Genomic DNA, 23,274 nt, shown 5'->3' on the forward strand with positions numbered 1-23,274 from the left:
AGCTCACGGCGCTGGATCCCCGAGCCACAGCCTCCCGAGGAGTGAGGTGCCGCCCGCGGTGGCGACCGGCTCCCAGCGGGTGGTCCAGCCCTGCGCGTGCAGCTGCACGATCGCGGCGCCGATGACGGCCCCGGCGTTCACGGCGGTCGTCGTGGTCAGCGCGTCGGTCAGGTGGACGTCGACGGCGCCGTCGCCCTCCCCGCCGTGGCGGAGCACCACCGGGAACTCCGGCAGCGCGGCACTGGCCGCCCGGAACGCGGCCGCGACCGCCTCGCGCTCCCCGGCGCGCTGCCGCAGGGGCCCGGCGGCCGGGGCGCGCGAGGGCACCACGTCGCGGCTGCCGTAGGGGAACAGGTCGTCGGCCGGGAGCCGCACCAGCGGCCGGGTGCCCTCGTCGGCGTCGTCGTCGGGCCGTCGCAGGGGGAGACCCCGCACGACCGCCACCGGGACGCCGGCCAGCTTGCCCTTCACCAGGTCGGCAGCCGACGCCAGCTCGTCGACGACCGCGACCCGGGTGGTCTCCAGCCGGTTGCCGTGGGCGTCGACGGCGCCGCGGTGGTCCTCGAGCGCCTCGATCCCGGCCGCGCCCACGGCGACGTCGGTGAGCCCCTCGCGCCAGGTGCGGCCGAAGGTGTCGCTCACCACGACCGCGACGTCCACGCCGGCCAGCTCGCGCAGCCGCGCCCGCAGCCGGCGGGCCGACGCGTCGCCGTCCTCGGGGAGCAGCACCAGCGCGTCGGCGGCCACGTTCGAGGCGTCGATGCCGGCCGCGGCCACGACCCAGCCCTGCCGGGTCTGCACGATCTTCAGCGGCCCGCGGCGGGCGACGACCCGGACCGTCTCCTCGTCCACGGCCCGCTGGCGGGCCGCTTCCCGGTCGGCGCCGGGTTCCACCCGGACCAGCCGCCCCTCGACCTTGGAGACGACCTTGGAGGTCACGACGACGACGTCGTCGTCGGCCAGCCAGGGCGCGGCCGAGACGAGGGCCGCCGCCAGGTCGTCACCCGGCGCGAACTCGGGCAGCCCGGCGACCGGGTGGACCGACACACCTGGTGGAACGGCGCCGTCCAGAGGCTCGCGGCGAGCGTGCGAGCCGTGAGGGGGACGGGGTCCTTCGCCGGTCACCGGGTGCAGGCGTCGAGGGCCGCTCGGGCGAGGTCGGCGGTGGCCTCGGGGGAGGACATGAGCAGCGGACGGCGGCGCACGTCCACGCCGGGGACGTCGGCGGCGTCGTCCTCGGCCACCAGCCAGGCGTCGAGCAGCCCGCCGTGGCCCCGGGCACCGTAGTGCCGGCCGACGCCCTCCGCGCTGACCTCGATGCCGAGGGCCGGCAGGCAGCGGTCGGCCATGCCGCGGACCACCGCGCCGCCCACGATCGGGGAGACGCCGGCGATGCGGGCGGGTGTGGCCAGCAGCGCGTCACGCAGGCCCGGCACGCCCAGGATCGTGCCGATCGAGACCACCGGGTTGGACGGCGCCAGCAGCACCGCGTCCGCCGCCGCGAACGCCTCCACCACGCCCGGCGCGGGCTTCGCGGCGTCCACGCCCACCTGGACGAAGGCCGACGCGTCCAGACCGGCACGGTGGCGCACCCACCACTCCTGGAAGTGGATCGCGCGCGGACGGCCGTCGTCGGGGTCGGTCACGACGACGTGGGTCTCCACCCGCTGGTCGCTCATCGGCAGCACGGTCACGCCGGGCTGCCACCGGTCGGCCAGCGCCGCAGTGACGGCGGAGAGCGGGTAGCCGGCGTCGAGCATGCGGGTGCGGATCAGATGGGTGGCCAGGTCGCGGTCGCCCAGCCCGAACCACGTGGGGTCCGCGCCGTAGGCGGCGAGCTCCTCCTTGACCGTCCAGCTCTCGCCGGCCCGGCCCCAGCCGCGCTCCTCGTCGATGCCGCCGCCGAGGCTGTAGACGACCGTGTCCAGGTCCGGGCAGATCCTCAAGCCGTGCAGCGTGACGTCGTCGCCGGTGTTGACCACAGCCGTGATCCCCGCCTCGGGAGCCGCCGCGCGCACCCCACGGAGGAATCGAGCCCCTCCGGTCCCACCAGCCAGCACGACGATCTGCACGAAACGCATGGTGCCTGATGAGCACTTGTCGACTGTTCGCCGGGCGTGTCGAGGGCAGCCGCGAGATGTGACGAAGGCCCTGTGACGCATGGGGCTGGTGTGGCGTGTCGCTTACACCGGGCAAAGTTGACGGGCGGGCAACGACACGCGTGTAATTCCCGCGGTGTCGACGAGTGCTGAACGGCCCGGGAACCTCCTGGCGGCCGAGCACCGGGACGAGAGCGAGAGGGGACGCACCGTCATGGCTGAGGTGTCGTGGTTGAGCGATTACGTGAACGGTTCCGAGCGGTCGGCCGACCGTCTGGGGGCCGCCGCCGGCCAGGGCATGGGTCAGGCCGTGGGCCAGGGGACCGGGCAGGCCTTCGTCGGGTTCCTGGGCTTCGGGCTGGAGCCGGACGCCCAGTCCTGGCAGGAGCAGGCCCTGTGCGCCGAGACGGACCCGGAGGCGTTCTTCCCGGAGAAGGGCGGCTCGACGCGCGAGGCCAAGAAGATCTGCACCGGCTGCGAGGTCAAGGCCGAGTGCCTGGAGTACGCGCTGTCCAACGACGAGCGCTTCGGCATCTGGGGCGGGCTCTCCGAGCGTGAGCGCCGCCGCCTGCGCCGCCGCGCCATCTGAGCAAGGGCCCCGGTCGCGGGGCCACCCAGCACGTCCCGCAGCCGTCGACGGCCCCTGTCGGCGGCTGTGGTTTCGTTCAGGGCATGGTCGACCGCGCCGCTCGTGTGGTCAGCGGCTCCGCCCGCGTCGTGCGCGAGGTGCGGGCGGCCGGCCCGCTGATGGCTCGACTGTCCGCGCCGGTAACCGCCCGCGGGCCGTGGCTCACGGCCGTGCTCAACGAGGGCGCCGCCCACGTCCCGCGGCTGCGGCCGGTCGCCGTCGTGGTCGACGGTGAGCCCGGCGACGCGCCCCGGGCCGCGGCCTTCCTCGCCCTCCGGCGCCGGGGGCTGTCGACCGTCGTCGAGCTCCTCGGCCAGTCCCGGACCCCGCTCCCGGGCGGCCGGCCACCTGCCCGCCTGCTGGCGCCGGACGAGGCGGCCGCCGGGCTCCTCGCCGACGGCGTGCTGCGTCTCCTGGCCTCGCTGCGCGGCCCGCGCTCGCTGCGGCTGGCCGGGCTGCCCCTCGGTGACCCGACCGCCGCGGCCCTCGCCGCCCGGCTCCCGACGTCGGTGCTGGCCAACACGCGCAGCACCCGGGTGGTCGACGCCCTGGACGAGGCCGGCCCGGTCGAGCGCTCGCGCGACCCGAAGGTGCTGGAGCGCACCCTCCCAGCCCTGCTCGCCGCCGCCCCCGACCGGCGCGCCCGCGACTTCCTGCGTGCCACCGCGCGCCTGCACGTGGCGCTCGGCCAGCTCGAGGTGGCCGTCGTCGACCGGCCGTCGGCGCCCGCGGTGCTGCTGACGCTCGTCGACGGAGCCGATCGCTGGCCCTGGTGCGGAACCGCCGAGGCGGGGCTGGGCACCGAGATGGGTGCGCCGGTGGTGGGCCTGACCGTGCCGGCGCGGGCCTGGCCGCCGCTGCCGGCGCTCAGTCGGCGTCGAGCTCGCTGAGCTCCTGGACCAGGGGTGCGGTGTTCGTGCCGATCCGCACCTCGCCGGTGACCGGGCCTCCGGCGTCGTTCCGCGGCGTGACGGTGACCTCGAACTCGTAGGCGTGCCCGCTCGGCTCGGGGGGCGTGCCGAAGGGGCGCAGCTCCGTCGCGGCCCGCCCGTGCAGGCGGAGTCGCTCGCCCTCGCGCTCGACGACGAGCTCCGGGGTCGACAGCTCCGCGTGCTCGACCACGGAGCGGACGCAGCCGGCGGCCGCCGGGTCCGCCGGCGCGCTGGCGGTGAAGCAGTTCCAGGTGGGCAGGCGCAGCTCCAGGTGCGTGCTGCCGCCGTCATCCCGCAGCCGGATCTCCGGATAGGTCGCGGTCACGCCGACCGCCCGCTGTTCCAGCACGATCCCGGCGGCGCGCAGCTCGCCCTCGAGCGCAGGGGTGTCCGGGTCGGCGCCGGGCCCCGCCGGTGCCGGCGACGCGGCGCCGCCCGTGCCGGTCGCGGCTGCGACCGCCGCAGCCACACCCACCAGTGTCAGTGCGGTGAGGCTGAGCGCGGCCAGCTGCAGGTAGGTGCGGCCGCGACCGTCGGCGGTCGCCGGCGGAGGAGCAGCGGGTGCCGGCGGTGGAGCGGCCAGCATCGCCCAGTCCGCCGGGGCGGGCGGTTCGGTGCGGGTGCCGGGCGGGTGCTCCAGGAAGTCCGCCAGGTCGTCCACCCGTGGTGCGGCCGCGCCGGGCTCCGGCGCTGCGGGAGGTACCGCCCACCGGTACGCCAGCACGCCCGCGACCACGGTGGCGCTCAGCAGCACGCCGAGCACCGTGCCGAGCACGAGCCAGGCGGCGGAGGCGTCCATCCCCACCAGCATCGCAGCCGCCGTGCGGGTCAACCGGTGGGGTCGATCTCCTCGGGGTCGCGCCCGAGCAGCGTCGCCACCTGGTCGACGACGACGTCCCGCACGAGGTCGGCGAGGTCGTCGCGGTCGTTGGCCCGCAGTTCCAGCGGACGGCGGTAGACGACGACGCGCGGCGGGATCTCCTGGCCGTGCTCGCGGCGGGCGGGCACCACCCGGGCCAGTGGCACGCCGCCGTCGTCCAGGACGTCGGAGTCGAGGACCACCTCGTCGGGCCGGGTGTGCTCCACCCAGGGCACGTCCTCGACGGCGAACTCGACGCCGGCCAGCTCGCGCTCCCAGCGGCGCTCGAGGTCCTCCACCGCGTCGAGGACGAGGTCGTCGAACTGTTCGGCGCGGCTGCGCGCCAGCGGGACCCCGGTCGGCACGAGGCGTCCGCGCAGGCCGCGGCCGTGACGGTCGCGGCGGGAGCGGGCGGGACGGCGCCGGGGCGTGCTCATGACGGGCCGAAGCCTACGGCGGGGCACGACACGCCGGGTCGCCGGAGGAGTTCCCGGACGATTCCCCCGGTCGCGCCGCGAAGGCCCGCAACCCGCGCCCGACCGGTGACGATGCCCACGGGGCCATCGTGCAGGATGGTGCGCAGCGGCCCGATTCCCGGTGCGCCTGCTGTCGCGCACCCCGCAGCGGGATTACTCTGCCTTGCGTGAGGAACCGGTGGTGAGGCAGTCACGTCGCTGCTCGCGCAGCGGCTGCGCGCAACCGGCAGCGGCGACCCTGACCTACGTCTACGCGGAGTCGACCGCTGTCGTGGGTCCGCTGGCGACGTTCTCCGAACCGCACAGCTACGACCTGTGCGAGTTCCACGGGGAGCGGCTGACCGTGCCCCGGGGGTGGGACGTCGTCCGGCACGAGATCGACATCGAGGACTCCGGTCCCACCGGTGACGACCTGCTGGCGCTGGCCGACGCGGTCCGCGAGGCGGCCCGCCCCGAGCCTCCCCGCGACCCGGCGGACGACGGCAGCGGCACCCGCCGCGGCCACCTGCGGGTCCTGCCCGACCTCCAGTAGGAGGCCGGTCCACCGCTCGCGCGCGGATCTCCCGCCGACGGCACCGCTAGGGTCGTCGGCGTGCCGGACCTGTCCTCGTTGATCAAGGCCTACGACGTGCGTGGCGTCGTCCCCGACGACTGGGACGAGCCGACCGCCCGCGCCATCGGCGCGGCGTTCGCCGAGTTCGTCCTCGCCGACTCCCGAGCCGCGACGGTGGTCACCGCGCACGACATGCGGGAGTCCTCGATCCCGCTGTCCCGCGCGTTCGCCGAGGGCGTCATCGCCCGCGGTCTGGACGTCGTCGAGGCGGGGCTGGGTTCCACCGACCTGCTGTACTTCGCCGCGGGCTCGCTGGACCTGCCCGGCGCGATGTTCACCGCCAGCCACAACCCGGCGCAGTACAACGGCATCAAGATGTGCCGGGCCGGCGCCGCCCCGATCGGCCAGGACTCCGGGCTGGTCACGATCCGCGAGTGGGCGGAGCGGGACTCCTACGAGCGCGTGCCCGACCGCGTCGGGAGCGTCTCCCAGCGGGACGTGCTGGCCGAGTACGCCGCCCACCTGCGCTCGCTGGTGGACCTGTCCACCGTCCGGCCGCTGAAGGTCGTCGTCGACGCGGGCAACGGCATGGGCGGGCACACCGTCCCCGTGGTGCTGTCCGGCCTGCCGCTGGACATCGTGCCGCTGTACTTCGAGCTCGACGGGTCGTTCCCCAACCACGAGGCCAACCCGCTGGACCCGGCGAACCTGGTCGACCTGCAGGCCGCGGTGCGCGAGCACGGAGCCGACATCGGGCTGGCCTTCGACGGCGACGCCGACCGGGTGTTCGTCGTCGACGAGCGGGGGGAGCCGGTGAGCCCGTCGGCGATCACCGCGCTGGTCGCCGTCCGGGAGCTGGCCAAGGGTCGGGGGACCACGATCATCCACAACCTGATCACCTCCCGGGCCGTGCCGGAGATCGTCCGCGAGCACGGCGGCCAGCCGGTGCGCACGCGGGTGGGGCACTCCTTCATCAAGGCCGAGATGGCCCGCACCGATGCGATCTTCGGCGGGGAGCACTCCGCGCACTACTACTTCCGCGACTTCTGGCGGGCCGACACGGGCATGCTCGCCGCCATGCACGTCCTCGCCGCGCTGGGGGAGCAGGGCCGGTCGCTGTCGGAGCTCACCGCGGCCTACTCGCGGTACGCGGCGTCGGGTGAGATCAACTCCACCGTCACCGACGCACCGGCCCGGGTGGCCGAGGTGCGCGGCGTCTTCGAGGAGGAGGGTGCGACGGTGGACGAGCTGGACGGTCTGACCGTCGAGCTCCCCGACGGCGCGTGGTTCAACCTGCGCGCCAGCAACACCGAGCCGCTGCTGCGGCTGAACGTGGAGGCGCCGGACGTGGCGCGGATGACCGAGCTGCGCGACCGTGTGCTGAGCACGGTGCGCGGGGGACAGGAGCAGACATGACCGGAACCCAGGGCGCGACGGCGGGCGGCCCGCTGGGCCTGGACCCCGACCTGCTGTCGATCCTCGCCTGCCCCGACACCCACCACACCCCGCTGACCGTCGACGAGGCAGCCGGCGAGCTGGTCTGCGGCACGTGCCACCGCGGCTTCCCGGTGCGGGACGGCATCCCCGTCCTGCTCCTCGACGAGGCCCGCAACCGCGCGTCATGACCTCGCCCGAGCTCGCCGAGGAGGTCCTCGACGACCTCGACCTGCTGCGCGCCCGTGATCCGCGCGGGCTGCTGCCGGCGGTCGCCGGTGCCGGCGCCCAGGTGCGGGAGACCACCCGGCTGACCGAGGAGGCCGGGCTCGAGCGGGTCACCGACGGCGGGCGTCCGCGCGGCCTGATCATCGTGGGCCGGCGGGAGGGGGCGGTCGCCGGCTCCGTGCTGCGCGCCCTGCTCGGACCGTCCAGCCCCGTGACGGTGGACGTCGTGCCCGGGCCGGCGCTGCCCGTGTGGGCCGGTCCCAGCGACATCGCCGTCGTCGCCACGCGCACCGGCGCCGGGACCTACGCCGTCGGCCCGGCCTACGAGGCTGCCCGCCGCGGCGTCTCCCTCGTGGGTATCGGCCCCGAGGACGCGCCGCTGCGCGCTGCCTGCGCAGGCGCACGCGCCCCGTACGTGGCGCTGCCGCACACCCGGGTGCGGCACACCACGCTCTGGTCCCTGCTCACGCCGATGCTCCGGCTGGCCACCGACCTCGGCCTGCTGCCCGCGGGGGTCGCCGACGTGGAGGGGGTCGCCGCGGCGCTCGACGAGACCGCCGCGGAGTGCGGCCCGGCGCGGGAGTCCTTCGTCAACCCGGCCAAGACGCTGGCGCTGGAGCTGCTCGACGCGCTGCCGGTGGTCGCCGCGGAGGGGCCCCTGGCGGGTGCGGCCGCGACCCGGGTGGCCGACCAGCTGGCCACCCTCGCCGGGCTGCCGGTGACCGAGTTCCGGCTGCCGGACCAGCGGGTCGCCGCCTGCGCCGTGCTGGGTGGGCCGCTGGCCCCGCGCGACGGCGGCGACTTCTTCCGCGACCGCTCGGACGACGAGGGCCGGCGGCTGCGCCTGCTGACGATCCGGGATCCCGAGGCCGGCGGGCACGACGGCGCGGGGGAGCGCGAGCCGCGCTCGGCGGACGAGGCGCTGCAGCAGGTGCTGCGGACCGCCGCCACCCACAACGTCCCGGTCAGCGGGCTGGCCGAGCACGGGGACCCGGTGCGCTTCGGCCGGTTGCCGCGGCTGGCCCGGCAGGTGGCCGTCGCCGACTTCAGCGCCGTCTACCTGGCGCTGGCGCTCGACGCCGAGCGGGCGTTGCCCACCTGAGTTCGCGCCGGGCGTTCTTGCCGTCCCCGACGGGGTACGGGGGGAGGCGCCCGTGCGGGACCGGGACGGACAGGCCAGCATCACTGGGACGGCGCGCGGGCGCCGACCGACGGAAGGACCTCGGCGTGGCGGGTGGGCTCGTAGCTCTGCTGGACGACGTGGCGGTGCTCGCGCGAGCCGCGGCCGCCTCGATCGACGACATCGGGGCCGCGGCCGGGCGGGCCAGCATCAAGGCCGCCGGCGTCGTGGTGGACGACACCGCGGTCACGCCGCAGTACGTGCACGGGCTGAACGCCGACCGCGAACTGCCGATCATCCGCAAGATCGCGCTGGGGTCGCTGCGCAACAAGCTGCTGGTCATCCTTCCGGCGATCCTGCTGCTCAGCCAGTTCCTGCCGTTCCTGCTGACCCCGATCCTCATGATCGGTGGGGCCTACCTCTGCTACGAGGGTGCGGAGAAGATCTGGCACAAGATCAGCGGTCATGCCGAGGCGCACGCGTCGGTCGAGGACGCGCTGCCCGACGAGAAGACGATCGTCAGCGGGGCCGTGCGCACCGACTTCATCCTGTCGGCCGAGATCATGGTCATCTCGCTCAACGAGGTGGCCAGCGAGGCGTTCGTGTCCCGGGCGATCATCCTGATCGTCGTCGCCCTCGGCATCACCGTGCTCGTCTACGGCGTCGTCGGCCTGATCGTGAAGATGGACGACATCGGGCTGAGCCTGGCGCAGCGCTCGGGCAAGGGCGTGGCCGCCTTCGGCCGCGGGCTGGTCAAGGGCATGCCGAAGCTGCTCACCGCCCTCACCGTGGTCGGCACCGCCGCGATGCTCTGGGTCGGCGGGCACATCATCCTGCTGGGCACCGACGAGCTGGGCTTCCACCCGATCTACGAGTTCGTGCACCACCTCGAGGAGGCGGCGCACGACGCGACCGGCGCCCTCGGCGGCGTCGTCGGCTGGCTGGTCAACACGCTGGGCAGCGCGATCCTGGGGCTGGTCGTCGGCGCGCTCATCGTCGTCGTGATGAACCTGACCGTGCACCGCAAGAAGTAGAAGGACCCCGTCCCTCTCATGCCTCGCACGCTCGGCACGAGCCTCCGGACGGGGCCTTGCGCGGTGTGGTCCGCGTCTCGGCGCATCACCACTCGGCGCGGGGGACAGTAGGAGCCATGCACCCGGGGGAGACCGACCGCACGCTGCTGTCGCCGGAGCGCCGTCGCGCCGACCGCGCCCGCCTGGCCACCGACGTCGTCGACGTCCTCGTGATCGGGGGCGGGGTGACCGGCGCCGGCGCCGCGCTGGACGCCGCCAGCCGCGGGCTGTCCGTGGGCCTGCTCGAGGCCCGCGACTGGGCGGCGGGCACCTCCAGCCGGTCCAGCAAGCTGATCCACGGCGGCCTGCGCTACCTGGAGCAGATGGCGTTCCCGCTCGTGCACGAGGCGCTCAAGGAGCGGGCCCGGCTGGTGCGCACCATCGCCCCGCACCTGGTCCGGCCGCTGCCGTTCCTGCTCCCGCTCACTTCGCCGGTGTGGCACCGCGCCTACTACGGCGCGGGCGTGGCCCTGTACGACGCGATGGGCGCCGCGTTCGCCCGTGACCGGGCGATCCCGCGCCACCGGCACCTCTCCCGCCGCAGGACGCTGCAGGCGTTCCCGGGCCTGCGCCGGGACGCCGTCCGCGGGGCCATCAAGTACTGGGACGCCCAGGTCGACGACGCCCGGCACACCCTGGCGGTGGTGCGGACGGCGGCCGGCTACGGCGCCTCCGTGCTGTCCAGCGCCCGCGTGGTCGGGCTGCTCCGCGACGGCGACGGGCCGGACGCCGCGGTGATCGGCGCGGAGGTCGCCGACCTCACCGACGGTTCCTCGTTCACGGTCCGTGCGCGCAGCGTCATCGCGGCCACCGGGGTGTGGAGCGACGACGTCGGCGCGATGCTCGGCGTCTCCGCGCCGAGCCTGAAGGTGCGCGCCTCCAAGGGCGTCCACCTGCTCGTGCCGAAGGCGGCCATCGACGGTGGGGACGTCGGCCCGAACGGGCTGATCCTCCGGACGCCGACCAGCGTGCTGTTCGTGATCCCGTGGGCCGAGCAGTGGATCGTCGGCACCACCGACACCCCGTGGAAGCTCGACCGCGACCACCCGGCCGCGAGCAGCGCCGACATCGAGTACCTGCTCGAGCAGGTCAACCGGGTGCTCACCCGGCCGCTGTCGACCGAGGACATCGTGGGCGTCTACGCGGGCCTGCGCCCGCTGCTGGCCGGTGAGTCCGACGAGACCAGCCGGCTCTCCCGCGAGCACGCCGTCGTCATGCCGGTGCCGGGGCTGGTGCTGGTCGCCGGGGGCAAGTACACGACCTACCGGGTGATGGCGGCCGACGCCGTCGACGCTGCCGTCGAGCGGCTGCCCGGGGCGCCGCGGTCGCGGACGGCGGAGCTGCCGCTGGTGGGCGCGCGCCGCTGGGCCGGGGTGCGGGACCGCGCGCCCGCGCTGGCGAGCGGGTACGGGGTGCCGCAGGAGGCGGTCGAGCGGCTGCTGCGCCGGCACGGGGACCAGGTGACCGCCGTCCTGGACCTGGTCCGGGCCGACCCGACGCTCGGCCGCCCGCTGCCCGGCGCCCCCCACCACCTCGCCGCGGAGGTCATCCACGCGGTGACCGCCGAGGGTGCCCTGCACCTGGACGACGTCCTCACCCGGCGGACCCGCATCTCCATCGAGACGCCGCACCGGGGCGTGGAGTCCGCCCCGGAGGTCGCGCGGCTGATGGCCACCGTGCACGGGTGGGAGGACGACTTCCTGGCCCGCGAGATCGCGCACTACGAGGCGCGGGTGGCGGCGGAGCGGGAGTCGCAGCGGATGCCCGACGACCGGACCGCCGACGCCGCCCGCCTGGGTGCACCGGACGTCCGCGCCGGCGTCTGACCGCGACCCGTCGGGGTGATCCTGCGCACCTGGTGTGCCTGTGGGCATTCCTGAACCGGCCGTCCCGCACGTAACCTGCCAGCACGATGTGGCAGCTCAGCAACGGTGTGCGCTTCTACCCCTGGGGTAGCCGCACCGTCATCCCCGATCTCCTGGGTCGGCCCGTGCCCGCCGACCGGCCGCACGCGGAGCTGTGGGTCGGTGCGCACCCCGACGAGCCGAGCGTCCTGTCCGACGGCCGCCCGCTGGACAAGGCGATCGCCACGGAGCCCGAGGTGCTGCTCGGCAGCCGGGTGCTGGAGCGATTCGGGCCGCGGCTGCCCTTCCTGATGAAGGTGCTCGCCGCCGAGACCCCGCTGTCGCTGCAGGCGCACCCGACGACGGAGCAGGCCGAGATCGGCTACGCGGCCGAGGAGGCCGCCGGCATCTCGCACGACGACCCCACGCGCACGTTCAAGGATCCCTTCCACAAGCCCGAGCTGCTGCTGGCGCTGACCACGTTCGAGGCGCTCTGCGGGTTCCGGCCGGTGGAGGAGTCGCTGCACTGCCTGGCCAAGCTGCAGGTGCCCGAGCTCAAGCCGACGATCGCGGCGCTGGCCCGGGGAGGGCTCCGGGCGGCGATCCCGCAGCTGCTGGCGTTGACGGGGGAGCGGCGCGCGGAGCTGGTGTCGGCGGTGGCCACCGCCGCGGCGCGGTTCGTGGCCGCGCACGACCCGGAGTTCATCAACACCTACCGCTGGGCGGCGACGCTGGCGGAGACCTATCCCGGTGACCCGGGCGTGGTCATCTCGCTGATGTGCAACCACCTCAAGCTGGCGCCGGGCGAGGCGGTCTTCCTGCCGGCGGGCAACCTGCACGCCTACCTGTCGGGCGCTGGTGTGGAGGTGATGGCGAGCTCGGACAACGTGCTGCGCGGTGGCCTGACCGCCAAGCACGTCGACCTCGCCGCGCTCATCGAGGTGCTGGACTTCTCCGACGGCCGCGTGCCGGTGATCCACCCGGTGCTCGGCCCCGGCGGGCTGCGGTACCCGGTGCCGGTGGCCGACTTCGACCTCACCCGGGTGCACCTGGACGAGCAATCGGGCGTCCTCACCACCCGGGGGCCGCAGCTGCTGCTGTGCACCGAGGGGTCGGCCGTCCTGGCCTCGACCGACGGCGAGCTCGGCCTGGAGAAGGGCCGCTCGGCGTTCGTGCCGGCCGGCGCCCCGGTCAGCGCCCGCGGCCCCGCCGTCCTCTACCGGGTGACCACGAACCTCACCTGAGCGGTCCAGGTTCGCGGGGCCAGCAGCCACCGCTGACGCCTCTGGCCCGGCGTTGCGTCGCGGGACGAGCCACGGACCGGCCTAGCGTCGGAGGCGCAAGTAGTTCCGGCTGGTGGGGGATCTCCGTGCACGTCCGACCCGCCCGGCTCGCCGGTGTGGCCCTCGCCGTCGGGCTGGTGCCTGCGCTGGCCGGCTGCCTCGAGGTGGCGCAGACCGCGAGCGACGCTCCGTCGTCGGTGACATCCGAGGCCGGCGTGCCCGCGGGAACGGCGCCGGTCGCCGGCTCGGCGCTCGAGGCGCTGGAGCGGATCGAGGTCAAGGGACGGGCGCCCCGCACGGGATACGAGCGCGAGAACTTCGGCGACGGCTGGGTGGACACCGACCGCAACGGCTGCGACACCCGCAACGACGTCCTGGCCCGCGACCTCACCGGCGAGACGTTCCGGCCCGGCACGCGCGACTGCGTGGTGCTCACCGGCACGCTCGCCGACCCCTACTCCGGTCGGGTCATCGAGTTCCAGCGCGGGGAGGGCACCAGCGAGGCCGTCCAGATCGACCACGTGGTGGCGCTGTCGGACGCCTGGCAGAAGGGCGCCCAGGGCTGGGACGAGCAGACGCGGGTCCGGTTCGGCAACGACCCGCTCAACCTCCTGGCCGCCGACGGCCCGCTCAACATGCAGAAGGGCGACGGCGACGCCGCCACCTGGCTGCCGCCGAACACCGGCTACCGCTGCGCGTACGTGGCGCGCCAGGTCGCGGTCAAGGCGACCTACGGGCTGTGGGCCACCCAGGCAGAACGGGAGGCGATGGCCGGCGTCCTGGCGGGCTGCCCGGACGAGCCGCTGCCGACCGGCAACGGCGGCGAGGAGCCGGTACCGGCTCCCGGTCCCGACGCGCCCGTCTACGCCGACTGCGCCGCGGTGCGTGCCGCCGGAGCGGCGCCGATCCACCGCGGTGACCCCGGCTGGTCGGACGGCTTCGACGGCGACGGCGACGGCGTGGGCTGTGAGTCCTGAAGCTGCTGGTGAGGCGGCTGTGAGGTGCTGCGCGGAGGCGCTGGGCGGATCGGTGCGTGTCGTGACCTGTCGGGGACGGGACTGCGCCTAGGTTCCGGAGCGCTGTCGTCTCGTACCGGGGAGAAACGTGTCCGCTGAATCCACCGCTGGTCCGCGCCGGTCGACCCTCGTGGTCGTCGCGCTCTCCCTGTTCCTCGTCGTCGCCGGAGCGGCCTCCGGTGGAGTGCCGGGCGCGTTGGTCATGGCCGGGCTGATCGCCCTGGCGGTCGGCGCCGTCGCCGCGGTCAGGGGGCGGGCCCGCTGGGCGTTCATCGCCACCCGGCAGGTGGCCGGAGGCGTCGCCGCGGCCGGCCTGGTCGCGGTGCTGGTGGGCGGCGCCACGATGCCGGCGACCCAGCCCTCGTCCTCGGCCACGGAGGCCGCAGGTCAGGACGAGGACACCGAACAGGCGCAGGTCGAGCCGGCGGCGCTCAGCGCCGAGGAGCTCGAGGCGGCCGCGGCGGCGGCCGACGCCGCGCTGGCCGAGCAGGAGACCGCCGAGGCAGCCGTCGAGGCCGACCGCATCGCCAACGCCGCCGGCATGCTGAACGAGAGCAGCGCCGAGGCCGTCGTCGGCACGGCCGCGCCCACCTCCGCGCTGGCCGCGCTCGCGGCGCTCGAGGTGAAGGGCCGGGCGCCCCGCACCGGCTACGACCGCGATCTGTTCGGCTCCGGCTGGGTGGACACCGACCGCAACGGCTGCGACACCCGCAACGACGTCCTCGCCCGCGACCTCACGGGTGAGGCCTTCAAGCCGGGGACCCGGAACTGCGTCGTCCTCACCGGCACGCTGGCCGACCCCTACTCCGGCCGCACCATCGACTTCGTCCGAGGGCAGGGCACCAGCGACGACGTCCAGGTCGACCACGTCGTCGCGCTGTCGGACGCCTGGCAGAAGGGCGCGCAGGGCTGGGGCGGGACCACCCGCACCGCCTTCGCCAACGACCCGCTCAACCTCCTGGCCGTCGACGGACCGCTGAACATGCAGAAGGGCGACGGCGACGCCGCCACCTGGCTGCCGCCGGCGCGCGGGTACCGCTGCGCGTACGTCGCCCGGCAGGTGGCGGTGAAGGTCCGCTACGACGTCTGGGTCACCCAGGCGGAGAAGAACACGATGGCGACCGTCCTGAGCAGCTGCCCGGACGAGCAGCTACCCGGGGGCGTCGTCGCCGAGCTGCCCGTGCAGCGGTCGACCGCCCCCGATCCGACCCCCGCGCCGGCTCCCGCGCCGAAGCCGGCCCCCGCTCCCAAGCCCGCTCCTGCCCCCGCTCCGGCTCCGGCGCCTGCTCCCGCTCCGGCCCCCGCCCCTGCTCCGAGTGCGTCCTACGCCAACTGCTCCGAGGTCAAGGCTGCCGGTGCGGCGCCCATCCGGGAGGGTGACCCGGGCTGGCAGCCCAAGTTCGACCGCGACAACGACGGGGTGGGCTGCGAGTCCTGACCCCGGGCCGGCCGGCGCCTGCCGGCAGGTCGCACTCACGCCGTCGACCGTCGTCGAGCCGTGCCGGGGCGACCCGCGGGTACCCTGGGCAGCGGCACGAGCCCCGCCGAAGCCTCGGCATGCTCGCTCTCCCCGATCCCGGGGATCGAAGCGACCCTGCATCCGACTGCACCGCTCGGCTCTCGCGCCGGGCAACACCTGGAGCCTCCATGACCGCCAGCACCGGCACCCGCACGCTGTCCACCCCCACCGGCGAGGCCGACTTCAAGGTCGCCGACCTCTCCCTCGCGCCGTTCGGCCGCAAGGAGATCCAGCTCGCCGAGCACGAGATGCCCGGCCTCATGGCCCTGCGTGCCGAGTACGGCGACGCCCAGCCGCTGGCCGGTGCCCGCATCGCCGGCTCGCTGCACATGACCGTGCAGACCGCCGTCCTCATCGAGACGCTCACCGCGCTGGGCGCCGACGTCCGCTGGGTCAGCTGCAACATCTTCTCCACCCAGGACCACGCCGCCGCGGCGATCGTCGTCGGCGAGGGCACCCCCGAAGAGCCCGCCGGCGTCCCCGTCTTCGCCTGGAAGGGCGAGACGCTGCCCGAGTACTGGTGGTGCACCCAGCGCCTGTTCGAGTTCCGCGACTCCTCCGGCGAGGTCGTCGGGCCGAACATGCTGCTCGACGACGGTGGCGACGCCACCCTGCTGATCCACCTCGGCACCCGCTTCGAGGCCGACGGCGTCGTCCCCGACACCACCGAGGCCGACTCCGAGGAGTACGGCGTCATCCTCGAGACCCTCCGCGGCACGCTCGCCCAGGACACCGGCTACTGGACCCGCATCGGCCAGGGCATCACCGGCGTCACCGAGGAGACCACCACCGGCGTCATGCGGCTCTACGAGCTCGCCCGCGACGGCCGCCTGCTGTTCCCGGCCATCAACGTCAACGACTCGGTCACCAAGAGCAAATTCGACAACCTCTACGGCTGCCGGCACTCGCTGATCGACGGCATCAACCGGGCCACCGACGTGATGATCGGCGGCAAGGTCGCCGTCGTCTGCGGTTACGGCGACGTCGGCAAGGGCTGCGCCGAGTCGCTGCGCGGCCAGGGCGCGCGGGTCATCGTCACCGAGATCGACCCGATCAACGCCCTGCAGGCGGCGATGCACGGCTACGAGGTGACCACGCTGAACGAGGTCATAGGCAAGGCCGACATCATCATCACCGCGACCGGCAACAAGGACATCATCTCGGCCGAGCAGCTCGGCCGGACCAAGCACCAGGCGATCATCGGCAACATCGGGCACTTCGACAACGAGATCGACGTGGCCGGCCTGGCGAAGACCCCGGGCATCACCCGGACGACGATCAAGCCGCAGGTCGACGAGTGGCGGTTCGCCGACGGCCACACGATCATCCTGCTGTCCGAGGGCCGGCTGCTGAACCTGGGCAACGCCACCGGGCACCCCAGCTTCGTCATGAGCGCCTCGTTCTCCAACCAGGTGCTCGCCCAGATCGAGCTGTGGAACAACCGGGCCGCCTACGAGGGCCAGACCCCCGGGGTCACCGTGCTGCCGAAGAAGCTCGACGAGCACGTGGCGCGGCTGCACCTGGACGCCCTCGGCGTGCAGCTGACCGAGCTCACCAAGGTGCAGGCCGACTACATCGGCGTCCCGGTCGAGGGCCCCTACAAGAGCGACCACTACCGCTACTGAGCCCAAGTCGGCAGAACTGGGCATGGGAAGCAATACCTGCGTTTCGGGGCCCAGGACGCAGGTTTTGCTTCCCATGCCTCGGCGCCGGAGGCCCCCCTTTTCGGACATCTCACCCGGGCGGGTGGGCCACCTTCGCCCCTGAGCAGCGCAGAATGGTCGCCGTGCCACCCACCGCTCCCCAGAACGGGCCCTCTCGCGGCCGTGTCCTGGTCGTCGACGACGACGCCGCCCTCGCCGAGATGCTCGGCATCGTGCTGCGGCGCGAGGGGTACGAGCCTGCGTTCGTCTCCGACGGCAACCGCGCGCTCAGCGTGTTCCAGCAGACCCGGCCGGACCTCGTCCTCCTGGACCTGATGCTGCCCGGTCGCAACGGGCTGCAGATCGCCCAGGACATCCGGCAGCAGTCGTCCGTGCCCATCGTCATGCTCACGGCCAAGGGCGACACGATCGACGTCGTCCAGGGGCTGGAGGCCGGCGCCGACGACTACGTCACCAAGCCGTTCAAGCCGGTCGAGCTGGTCGCGCGCGTGCGTGCCCAGCTGCGCCGCGGCGAGACCGGTCAGGCGGAGAACCTGAGCATCGGCGACGTGCAGATCGACGTCCCGGCGCACCAGGTGAGCCGGGAGGGCGTGCCGATCGCCCTCACCCCGCTGGAGTTCGACCTGCTGGTCGCGCTGGCCCGCAAGCCGCGCCAGGTGTTCACGCGTGAGCTGCTGCTGGAGCAGGTGTGGGGCTACCGGCACGCCGCCGACACCCGGCTGGTGAACGTGCACGTCCAGCGACTGCGCGCCAAGGTCGAGCGCGACCCGGAGAAGCCCGAGGTCGTGCTGACGGTGCGCGGGGTCGGGTACAAGGCCGGCCCACCGTGACCCGGGTGGCCGGGCGCGCGCTCCCCGGATCCCGTCCCGGGTCCGCGACAATGGGGCAGTGACCGCCACTCGTCTGCCCGAGACGGGCGCCGCGAGGGAGCCCGGCGCTCCCGGACGACGCCCGGTTGGCGACGAGCTGCGACGGATCCGCCGGGGCCTGCGACGGCGTGCCGGAGCCGGCCGACGGAGGGTGCGGCGCACCACCCGGCAGGCTGCCCGCCGGGCGCTGGAGACCTGGCGCTCGTCGCTGCAGATCCGCATCGGCGCGATCACCACGGTGGTCGCCGGCACCGTCGTGGTGATCGTGAGCATGGTGCTGTTCAGCCAGATCCGCGACCAGCTGCTCGACGTCAAGCGCCAGGCCGCCATCGACCAGGTGCAGGCCGGGGTCGTGTACGCCCAGCGCGAGGTGGCGGGTATCGCCACCGGTGACGCCGCGAGCGTCCGCTCGACGCTCACCCGCACGGTGAACCAGCTGCTCGACCGCGGCGGCGCGGCCGGTGACTTCGACGTCGTCATGGTCTACCGGCCCGCCAACCAGGACCGCACGACCACCACCCGCCGGCCGCTGTACGAAGCGCTGCCGCGGGAGCTGCGCGCGGCCGTCGACTCCGGCAGCCAGGCATCCAAGTACGACCAGGTGCCCGACGGGATGGGCAACCCGCAGTCCACCCTGCTCGTCGGCTCCCCGGTCACCGGTGACGCCCAGGGCCCCGACCGGATCGAGCTCTACTACGCCTTCCCGCTCCAGCAGGAGCAGGAGAGCCTCTCCCTGATCCGCAGCACCGTCGTCATCAGCGGCATCGCGCTCACCCTGCTCGTCGTCGGCATCGCCGTGCTCGTCACCCGGCTGGTGGTCGACCCGGTGCGGCGGGCGGCCGGCACGGCCCAGCGGCTGGCCGAGGGCCAGCTCGAGGAACGCATGGTCGTCCGTGGGGAGGACGACCTGGCCCGCCTGGCCACGAGCTTCAACGCGATGGCCGACAGCCTCCAGCGGCAGATCACCCAGCTGGAGGGGCTGTCACAGCTGCAGCAGCGGTTCACCTCCGACGTGTCGCACGAGCTGCGCACGCCGCTGACCACCGTGCAGATGGCCGCGGAGATCCTGCACGAGTCCCGGGACGAGTTCGCGCCGCACGTGGCCCGCTCCGCGGAGCTGCTGCACACCGAGCTCGACCGGTTCGAGGCCCTGCTCACCGACCTGCTGGAGATCAGCCGCTACGACGCCGGCGCCGCCGTCCTGGACTCCGCGCCGACCGACCTCGGCGCGCTGGTGGACCGGGTCGTGGACGGGGTGACGGCACTGGCGCTGCGGCACGACTGCGCGCTGCAGGTCAGCGCGCCCGCGGAGGCGGTCATCGCCGAGGTCGACGCCCGCCGCGTCGAGCGCATCCTGCGCAACCTCGTCGGCAACGCCATCGAGCACGGGGCCGGGCACCCGGTGGAGATCACCCTGGCGGCCAACCGCTCGGCCGCCGCCGTCACCGTCCGGGACCACGGCGTGGGACTCAGCGCGGGGGAGGCCCAGCACGTGTTCGACCGCTTCTGGCGCGCCGACCCGTCGCGGGTGCGGACGGTCGGGGGCAGCGGGCTGGGCCTGTCGATCAGCCTCGAGGACGCACGGCTGCACGGCGGCTGGCTGCAGGGGTGGGGGCAGCCCGGCGCCGGGGCGCAGTTCCGCCTCACGGTGCCCCTGGTGGCGGGGGAGGACCTCACCAGCTCCCCGCTGCCGCTGCGCCCGGTCCGGCTGCGCCGTCCGGGAGGAGCCCGATGAGCCGCCGCGCCCTGCCGGCCCTGCTGCTGGCCGCGGCCCTGCCGCTGGCGTCCTGCTCGACGGTGCCCAGCAGCTCGCCGACGAACATCATCACCCAGGCGCCGCAGCGCCCCGCCGAGTCGGTGGGCATCGAGCCGCTGCCGCCGGCGCCCGGGGCGAGCCCGGAGGAGGTGGTGCGCACCTTCATCGACGCCTCGGCCAGCACCGTGCGCCGCCACCCCGTGGCGCGTCAGCACCTCACGCCCCAGGCGGCGGAGACCTGGTCGGACCAGACCGGCATCACCATCATCCGGACCGACTACGCCACCGCCATCACCGACTCGGGCACGGTGGCCGTGACGGCGAACGTGGTCGGGACGGTGGACCCGCGGGGCGTCTTCACCATCAGCGGGCGCGACGTCCTCAACCGCGAGTTCCGCCTGGAGCAGGTCGACGGCGAGTGGCGGATCAGCGACCCGCCGGACGGCCTGATCATGCTGCAGCCGGACTTCGAGCGCCTCTACGACCAGGTGCAGGCCTACTTCCTCGACCCCACCGAGCAGCGGGTGGTGCCCGATCCGCGCTACCTGATCGGGGGGGAGTCCCAGCCCACGGCGGCGGTGGACCGGCTGCTGGCCGGCCCGTCGGCGGCCCTGGCCCAAGGCGTGCGCAACCCGCTGGCGGGCGTCCAGCTGGGCCAGGGAGTCACCGTCGAGGACCAGACGGCGACGGTCGAGCTGACCGGACTGCCCGCCGAGCCGTCGCCCGAGCTGGCGAAGATGAGCGCGCAACTGGTCTGGACCCTCACCCAGCTGGACCGGCCGCGGATCAACGAGGTCGTCGTCCTGCTGGACGGCGAGCCGGTGCAGCCGGCCGACGTCCCCGAGCGGCAGACCGTCGAGGACTGGGCCTCGTTCGACCCCGACGCGGTGCCCATCGAGGGCGTCGGCCACTACCTGGAGGGCGGCGCGCTGCGCACGGTCCAGCAGGGCGAGCCCACGCCCGGGCCGGCGGGGGCCGGGGCCTACGCGCTCAGCAGCGCCGCCGTGGCAGCCGAGGAGGCCACCGGCCGGCTGTCCTTCCTGGTCGGCGTGCACCCCGAGCCGACCGGCGCGACCCTGCTGGCCGGCCCCTACGACGGCGAGCTCTCCCCGGTGCTCGGCGGAGCTACGCTGAGCGCCCCCTCCGTGGCCGCCACCCGCAACGAGGCCTGGGTGGTGCGGGACGGCACGGAGGTGGTGCGCGTACCGGCCGGCGGGCCGCCGCAGCCGGTCGCCGCCCCCACGCTGGCCGGGCTCGGGCGCACCGAGGTGCTGCAGCTGTCCCCGGACGGTGTCCGCGCCGCCGTCGTGGTCGACGGGCCGGGGGGACGACGGCTCTACGTGGGCACCGTGGTCCGGTCCGACGACGGCGCCGTGGTGCTGCGCGACCTGCGGGAGGTCGCCCCCAGCCTTGCCCAGGTCATCGACGTCGCCTGGCGGGACAGCGCCACCCTCCTGGTGCTGGCCGGTGACGAGGGGGAGGACCGCATCGTCCCCTACGCCGTCGGCGTGGACGGCTGGGCACTGGTCCAGATGTCCACCTCCGGCCTGCCCAGCCAGCCGACGTCGCTGGCGGTCGCGCCCAACCGGCAGGCACTGGTCATCGCGGCGGACACGGTGTGGCAGCTGGCCGGCGGGACGTGGGTGACCCTGGTCCGCGGGGCCGAGCCGCTGCCCGGCGCGGCGCCGTTCTACCCCCTGTAGGTGGACGCGGGCGCCGTCCACAGGAAGAGGACCCCGTCCTCCTCAGGCCTCGCGGGCTCGGCCCGAGCCTCGGGACGGGGCCATAGTCTGCGCCGATGGCCGGTTCGACGCTGCTGGGGGTGGGGGCGGCGCTCGCCGACCTGGTGCTGCCGCGCACCTGCGCCGGCTGCGGCCTGCCGGGGCGGAGCGTCTGCGGTGGGTGCGCCGCACTGCTCGCCGCGCCGCAGCCGGCCCAGCCGCGGCGGTTCCCGACGGGCCTGCCGCCGACCGTGGCCGCCGGCGCCTACGCGGGCCCCGTGCGCCCGCTGGTCAACGCCTTCAAGGAGCACGGCCGGGCGGAGCTGGCCCGGCCGCTCGGGGCCGCGCTCGCCCTCGCCGTGGCCGCCGTCCGGCTCGGTTCCCTGCACCCGGCGGCTCCCGTGGTGCTCGTCCCGGTGCCCGCGTCGCGCGCGGCGCTGCGGGCGCGCGGTCGGGACCACGTGCGCGAGCTGGCGACGCGGGCGGTGGTCGAGCTGCGCGCCGCGGGGGTGCCGGCCGAGCAGCGGCGGCTGCTCCGGCGTCGCGGCCGGGTGCGCGACTCCGCCGGGCTGGCACCGGCGCAGCGGCGGGCCAATCTCGCCGGCAGCTTCGTCCCCGATCCGGGCGCCGCTGCGCCGCCGGGCGGGGCGCTGCTGGTTCTCGTCGATGACGTCGTCACGACCGGGGCGACGTTGTGCGAGGCGGCGCGGGTGCTCGACGAAGGGGCGTCACCGGGCTGCGGTCCGGTGCTGGCGGCCGTCGTGGCGGCCACGCCACGGCCGTCGGGGGCGGCGCCCGGAGCGCCCGCCGGACCTGCCCGGTACCGGCTCCGGACCGTTCACGGGACAGACCTCGATCGACTGTCGGGACCCGGGGGGAGGGACTAGCGTCGAAGCGACCGAATACCCGTCCCAACCGGGAGGTCTCATGGAGATCGTGGTCCGTGGTCGTAACGTCGAAGTTCCCGAGCACTACCGACAGCACGTCGAGGACAAGGTCGGTCAGCTCGAGCGGTTCGACGCCAAGCTCTCGCGCATCGACGTGGAACTGTTCCACGAGAAGAACCCCCGCCAGTCGGCCGCCTGCCAGCGCGTGGAGATCACGCTGCGCGGCAAGGGCCCCGTGGTCCGGGCCGAAGCCGCCGGCCCCGACTTCTACGCCGCCCTCGACCTGGCCTGCGCGAAGCTCGACAACCGGCTCCGGCGGGCCGCCGACCGTCGCCGCGTGCACCACGGGCGCCGCACCCCGGAGAGCGTCCGGCTCGCCGGCAGCCCGCTGGACGCCGGGCAGCCCGAACTGAGCATCGAGCAGCAGCTGCAGCTGGACCGCGAGCTCGCTTCCGGGCCGCACGTCACCGAGCTGGACGAGCACCTGCCCGGACAGGTGGTGCGGGAGAAGCACCACCCCGCCACCCCGATGACCGTCGACCAGGCCCTCCACGAGATGGAGCTGGTCGGCCACGACTTCTTCCTGTTCCAGTGCGCCGACACCGGGCAGCCGACGGTCGTCTACCGCCGGCACGCCTACGACTACGGCCTGATCCGGCTCGCTCCCGTCGGGCAGGACGGCGCGGCACCGGTGCCCGCCGCCACCCCGGAGGCGGCAACCGTCTGACCCGGGCGGGGCGCGGCCGGTGCCGCGCCCCGCTCAGTCGCCCGGTAGCCGGCCGAAGAGCACTGCGTCGCTCCAGCCGCCGTCGCGCTGGTCCAGGCAGGCCCGGACCACGCCCTCCTCGCGGAATCCCGCGCGGCGCGCGACCACCCGCGATGCGACGTTGTCCACGTCGACGAACAGGTGCACCCGGGGCGCGCCCAGCGCGAGCGCCCACTCGGCGAGCGCGTGAGCGGTCTCTGCGGCATAGCCGTTGCCACGGGCCCAGGGCGCAACCGTGTAGCCGATCTCTGGACCGAGGCGTCCCGGACGCAGGTACACCCCCGCCGTGCCGGCCAGCTCGCCGTCGGCCTCGACGACCACGGCGAGGCCCGTGCCGTCGGTCCGCTCCCGAATGGCCACCTCCTCCACGTAGTGGCGGGCGTCCTCGAGCGTGTAGGGCACCGGGATCGTGGAGATCCAGCGCTGGGTCTCCGGGTCCTGCGAGGCCCGGTGCACGGCCTCGACGTCGGCGGAGCGGTACGGACGCAGGACCAGCCGTTCGGTGCGCACCGTCTCCGTGGTCAGGTCGACGGCGGCGAGGTCCACC

The 23,274-nt window shown here is 74.7% G+C and carries 22 protein-coding genes; 17 read left to right on the forward strand and 5 right to left on the reverse strand.

Translation table 11 applies throughout. The annotated features are described in order from the left end of the window. Window positions 1-3: 3 nt before the first annotated feature. Both C5507_RS19155 and cofD read right to left on the reverse strand, forming a co-directional pair. Window positions 4-1,047, reverse strand: coding sequence for a coenzyme F420-0:L-glutamate ligase (locus tag C5507_RS19155; protein ID WP_242611152.1), 1,044 nt, complete (start codon window positions 1,045-1,047; stop codon window positions 4-6). A gap of 74 nt (window positions 1,048-1,121) precedes the next feature. Further along, the gene (gene cofD / locus C5507_RS19160) at window positions 1,122-2,072 is read right to left on the reverse strand and encodes a 2-phospho-L-lactate transferase (RefSeq protein ID WP_104530124.1); all 951 of its coding nucleotides are present in this window, start codon (window positions 2,070-2,072) and stop codon (window positions 1,122-1,124) included. A 241-nt stretch (window positions 2,073-2,313) separates the two neighbouring features. Here cofD and C5507_RS22740 point away from each other — a divergent pair, with 241 nt between their 5' ends. Further along, entirely contained in the window at window positions 2,314-2,688 is a 375-nt protein-coding gene (locus C5507_RS22740; RefSeq protein ID WP_104530100.1) for a WhiB family transcriptional regulator, read from the forward strand. Between the two features lie 83 nt (window positions 2,689-2,771). Next, window positions 2,772-3,617 carry a GNAT family N-acetyltransferase gene (locus tag C5507_RS19170; RefSeq protein ID WP_104530101.1) on the forward strand — a complete coding sequence of 282 codons (846 nt, stop codon included), beginning with the start codon at window positions 2,772-2,774 and terminating at the stop codon, window positions 3,615-3,617. Here C5507_RS19170 and C5507_RS19175 read toward each other — a convergent pair. Together C5507_RS19175 and C5507_RS19180 are read right to left on the reverse strand one after the other, a co-directional pair. Further along, window positions 3,595-4,491: a hypothetical protein gene (locus C5507_RS19175; RefSeq protein ID WP_104530102.1), complete on the reverse strand. Its 897-nt coding sequence runs from the start codon at window positions 4,489-4,491 to the stop codon at window positions 3,595-3,597. The two genes, C5507_RS19170 and C5507_RS19175, sit on opposite strands and share 23 nt — an antisense overlap. Then, window positions 4,488-4,955: a metallopeptidase family protein gene (locus C5507_RS19180; protein WP_104530103.1), complete on the reverse strand. Its 468-nt coding sequence runs from the start codon at window positions 4,953-4,955 to the stop codon at window positions 4,488-4,490. Before C5507_RS19180 ends, C5507_RS19175 begins: the two co-directional genes overlap by 4 nt. 220 nt (window positions 4,956-5,175) lie before the next feature. Here C5507_RS19180 and C5507_RS19185 point away from each other — a divergent pair, with 220 nt between their 5' ends. The 15 genes from C5507_RS19185 to hpf all read left to right on the forward strand — a co-directional run bounded on the left by C5507_RS19185 (window position 5,176) and on the right by hpf (window position 22,688). Further along, window positions 5,176-5,526 (forward strand): DUF3499 domain-containing protein, encoded by a 351-nt coding sequence (locus C5507_RS19185; protein WP_104530104.1) that lies wholly within the window; start codon window positions 5,176-5,178, stop codon window positions 5,524-5,526. Window positions 5,527-5,586: 60 nt separating this feature from the next. Beyond that, window positions 5,587-6,963 carry a phosphomannomutase/phosphoglucomutase gene (locus tag C5507_RS19190; protein ID WP_104530105.1) on the forward strand — a complete coding sequence of 459 codons (1,377 nt, stop codon included), beginning with the start codon at window positions 5,587-5,589 and terminating at the stop codon, window positions 6,961-6,963. Beyond that, entirely contained in the window at window positions 6,960-7,172 is a 213-nt protein-coding gene (locus tag C5507_RS19195) for a Trm112 family protein (protein WP_242611151.1), read from the forward strand. Before C5507_RS19190 ends, C5507_RS19195 begins: the two co-directional genes overlap by 4 nt. Further along, window positions 7,169-8,311 carry an SIS domain-containing protein gene (locus tag C5507_RS19200; RefSeq protein WP_104530106.1) on the forward strand — a complete coding sequence of 381 codons (1,143 nt, stop codon included), beginning with the start codon at window positions 7,169-7,171 and terminating at the stop codon, window positions 8,309-8,311. The genes C5507_RS19195 and C5507_RS19200 overlap by 4 nt, the downstream gene beginning before the upstream one ends. Before the next feature lie 125 nt (window positions 8,312-8,436). Beyond that, complete coding sequence (locus C5507_RS19205; protein ID WP_104530107.1) at window positions 8,437-9,363, forward strand: DUF808 domain-containing protein; 927 nt, start codon at window positions 8,437-8,439, stop codon at window positions 9,361-9,363. A 116-nt stretch (window positions 9,364-9,479) separates the two neighbouring features. Beyond that, window positions 9,480-11,228, forward strand: coding sequence for a glycerol-3-phosphate dehydrogenase/oxidase (locus tag C5507_RS19210; RefSeq protein WP_104530108.1), 1,749 nt, complete (start codon window positions 9,480-9,482; stop codon window positions 11,226-11,228). 86 nt (window positions 11,229-11,314) lie between these two features. After that, window positions 11,315-12,490, forward strand: coding sequence for a mannose-6-phosphate isomerase, class I (gene manA, locus C5507_RS19215; protein WP_104530109.1), 1,176 nt, complete (start codon window positions 11,315-11,317; stop codon window positions 12,488-12,490). A gap of 125 nt (window positions 12,491-12,615) precedes the next feature. Further along, window positions 12,616-13,506, forward strand: coding sequence for an HNH endonuclease family protein (locus C5507_RS19220; RefSeq protein WP_242611150.1), 891 nt, complete (start codon window positions 12,616-12,618; stop codon window positions 13,504-13,506). A gap of 127 nt (window positions 13,507-13,633) precedes the next feature. Then, on the forward strand, window positions 13,634-14,983 hold the full coding sequence (locus tag C5507_RS19225; RefSeq protein WP_242611149.1) for a GmrSD restriction endonuclease domain-containing protein: 1,350 nt from the start codon (window positions 13,634-13,636) through the stop codon (window positions 14,981-14,983). Window positions 14,984-15,192: 209 nt separating this feature from the next. After that, window positions 15,193-16,689 (forward strand): adenosylhomocysteinase, encoded by a 1,497-nt coding sequence (gene ahcY / locus C5507_RS19230; protein WP_104530110.1) that lies wholly within the window; start codon window positions 15,193-15,195, stop codon window positions 16,687-16,689. A gap of 152 nt (window positions 16,690-16,841) precedes the next feature. Beyond that, entirely contained in the window at window positions 16,842-17,558 is a 717-nt protein-coding gene (mtrA, locus tag C5507_RS19235; protein WP_104530111.1) for an MtrAB system response regulator MtrA, read from the forward strand. Window positions 17,559-17,748: 190 nt separating this feature from the next. Then, the gene (gene mtrB, locus C5507_RS19240) at window positions 17,749-19,332 is read left to right on the forward strand and encodes an MtrAB system histidine kinase MtrB (protein ID WP_242611148.1); all 1,584 of its coding nucleotides are present in this window, start codon (window positions 17,749-17,751) and stop codon (window positions 19,330-19,332) included. Beyond that, entirely contained in the window at window positions 19,329-21,056 is a 1,728-nt protein-coding gene (locus C5507_RS19245) for an LpqB family beta-propeller domain-containing protein (protein ID WP_104530113.1), read from the forward strand. Before mtrB ends, C5507_RS19245 begins: the two co-directional genes overlap by 4 nt. Window positions 21,057-21,151: 95 nt before the next feature. Then, window positions 21,152-21,961, forward strand: a complete 810-nt coding sequence (locus tag C5507_RS19250) for a ComF family protein (protein ID WP_242611147.1) — start codon at window positions 21,152-21,154, stop codon at window positions 21,959-21,961. Between the two features lie 40 nt (window positions 21,962-22,001). Continuing rightward, a complete protein-coding gene (hpf, locus tag C5507_RS19255; protein WP_104530114.1) occupies window positions 22,002-22,688 on the forward strand; it encodes a ribosome hibernation-promoting factor, HPF/YfiA family in 687 nt (228 codons plus the stop codon). 33 nt (window positions 22,689-22,721) lie between these two features. Here the strand turns inward: hpf and C5507_RS19260 are convergent, their stop codons facing one another. Next, a complete protein-coding gene (locus C5507_RS19260) occupies window positions 22,722-23,273 on the reverse strand; it encodes a GNAT family N-acetyltransferase (RefSeq protein ID WP_158657650.1) in 552 nt (183 codons plus the stop codon). Between the last annotated feature and the right edge of the window lies 1 nt (window position 23,274).

The organism is Blastococcus saxobsidens (assembly GCF_002938435.1).
GTDB lineage: Bacteria > Actinomycetota > Actinomycetes > Mycobacteriales > Geodermatophilaceae > Blastococcus > Blastococcus saxobsidens.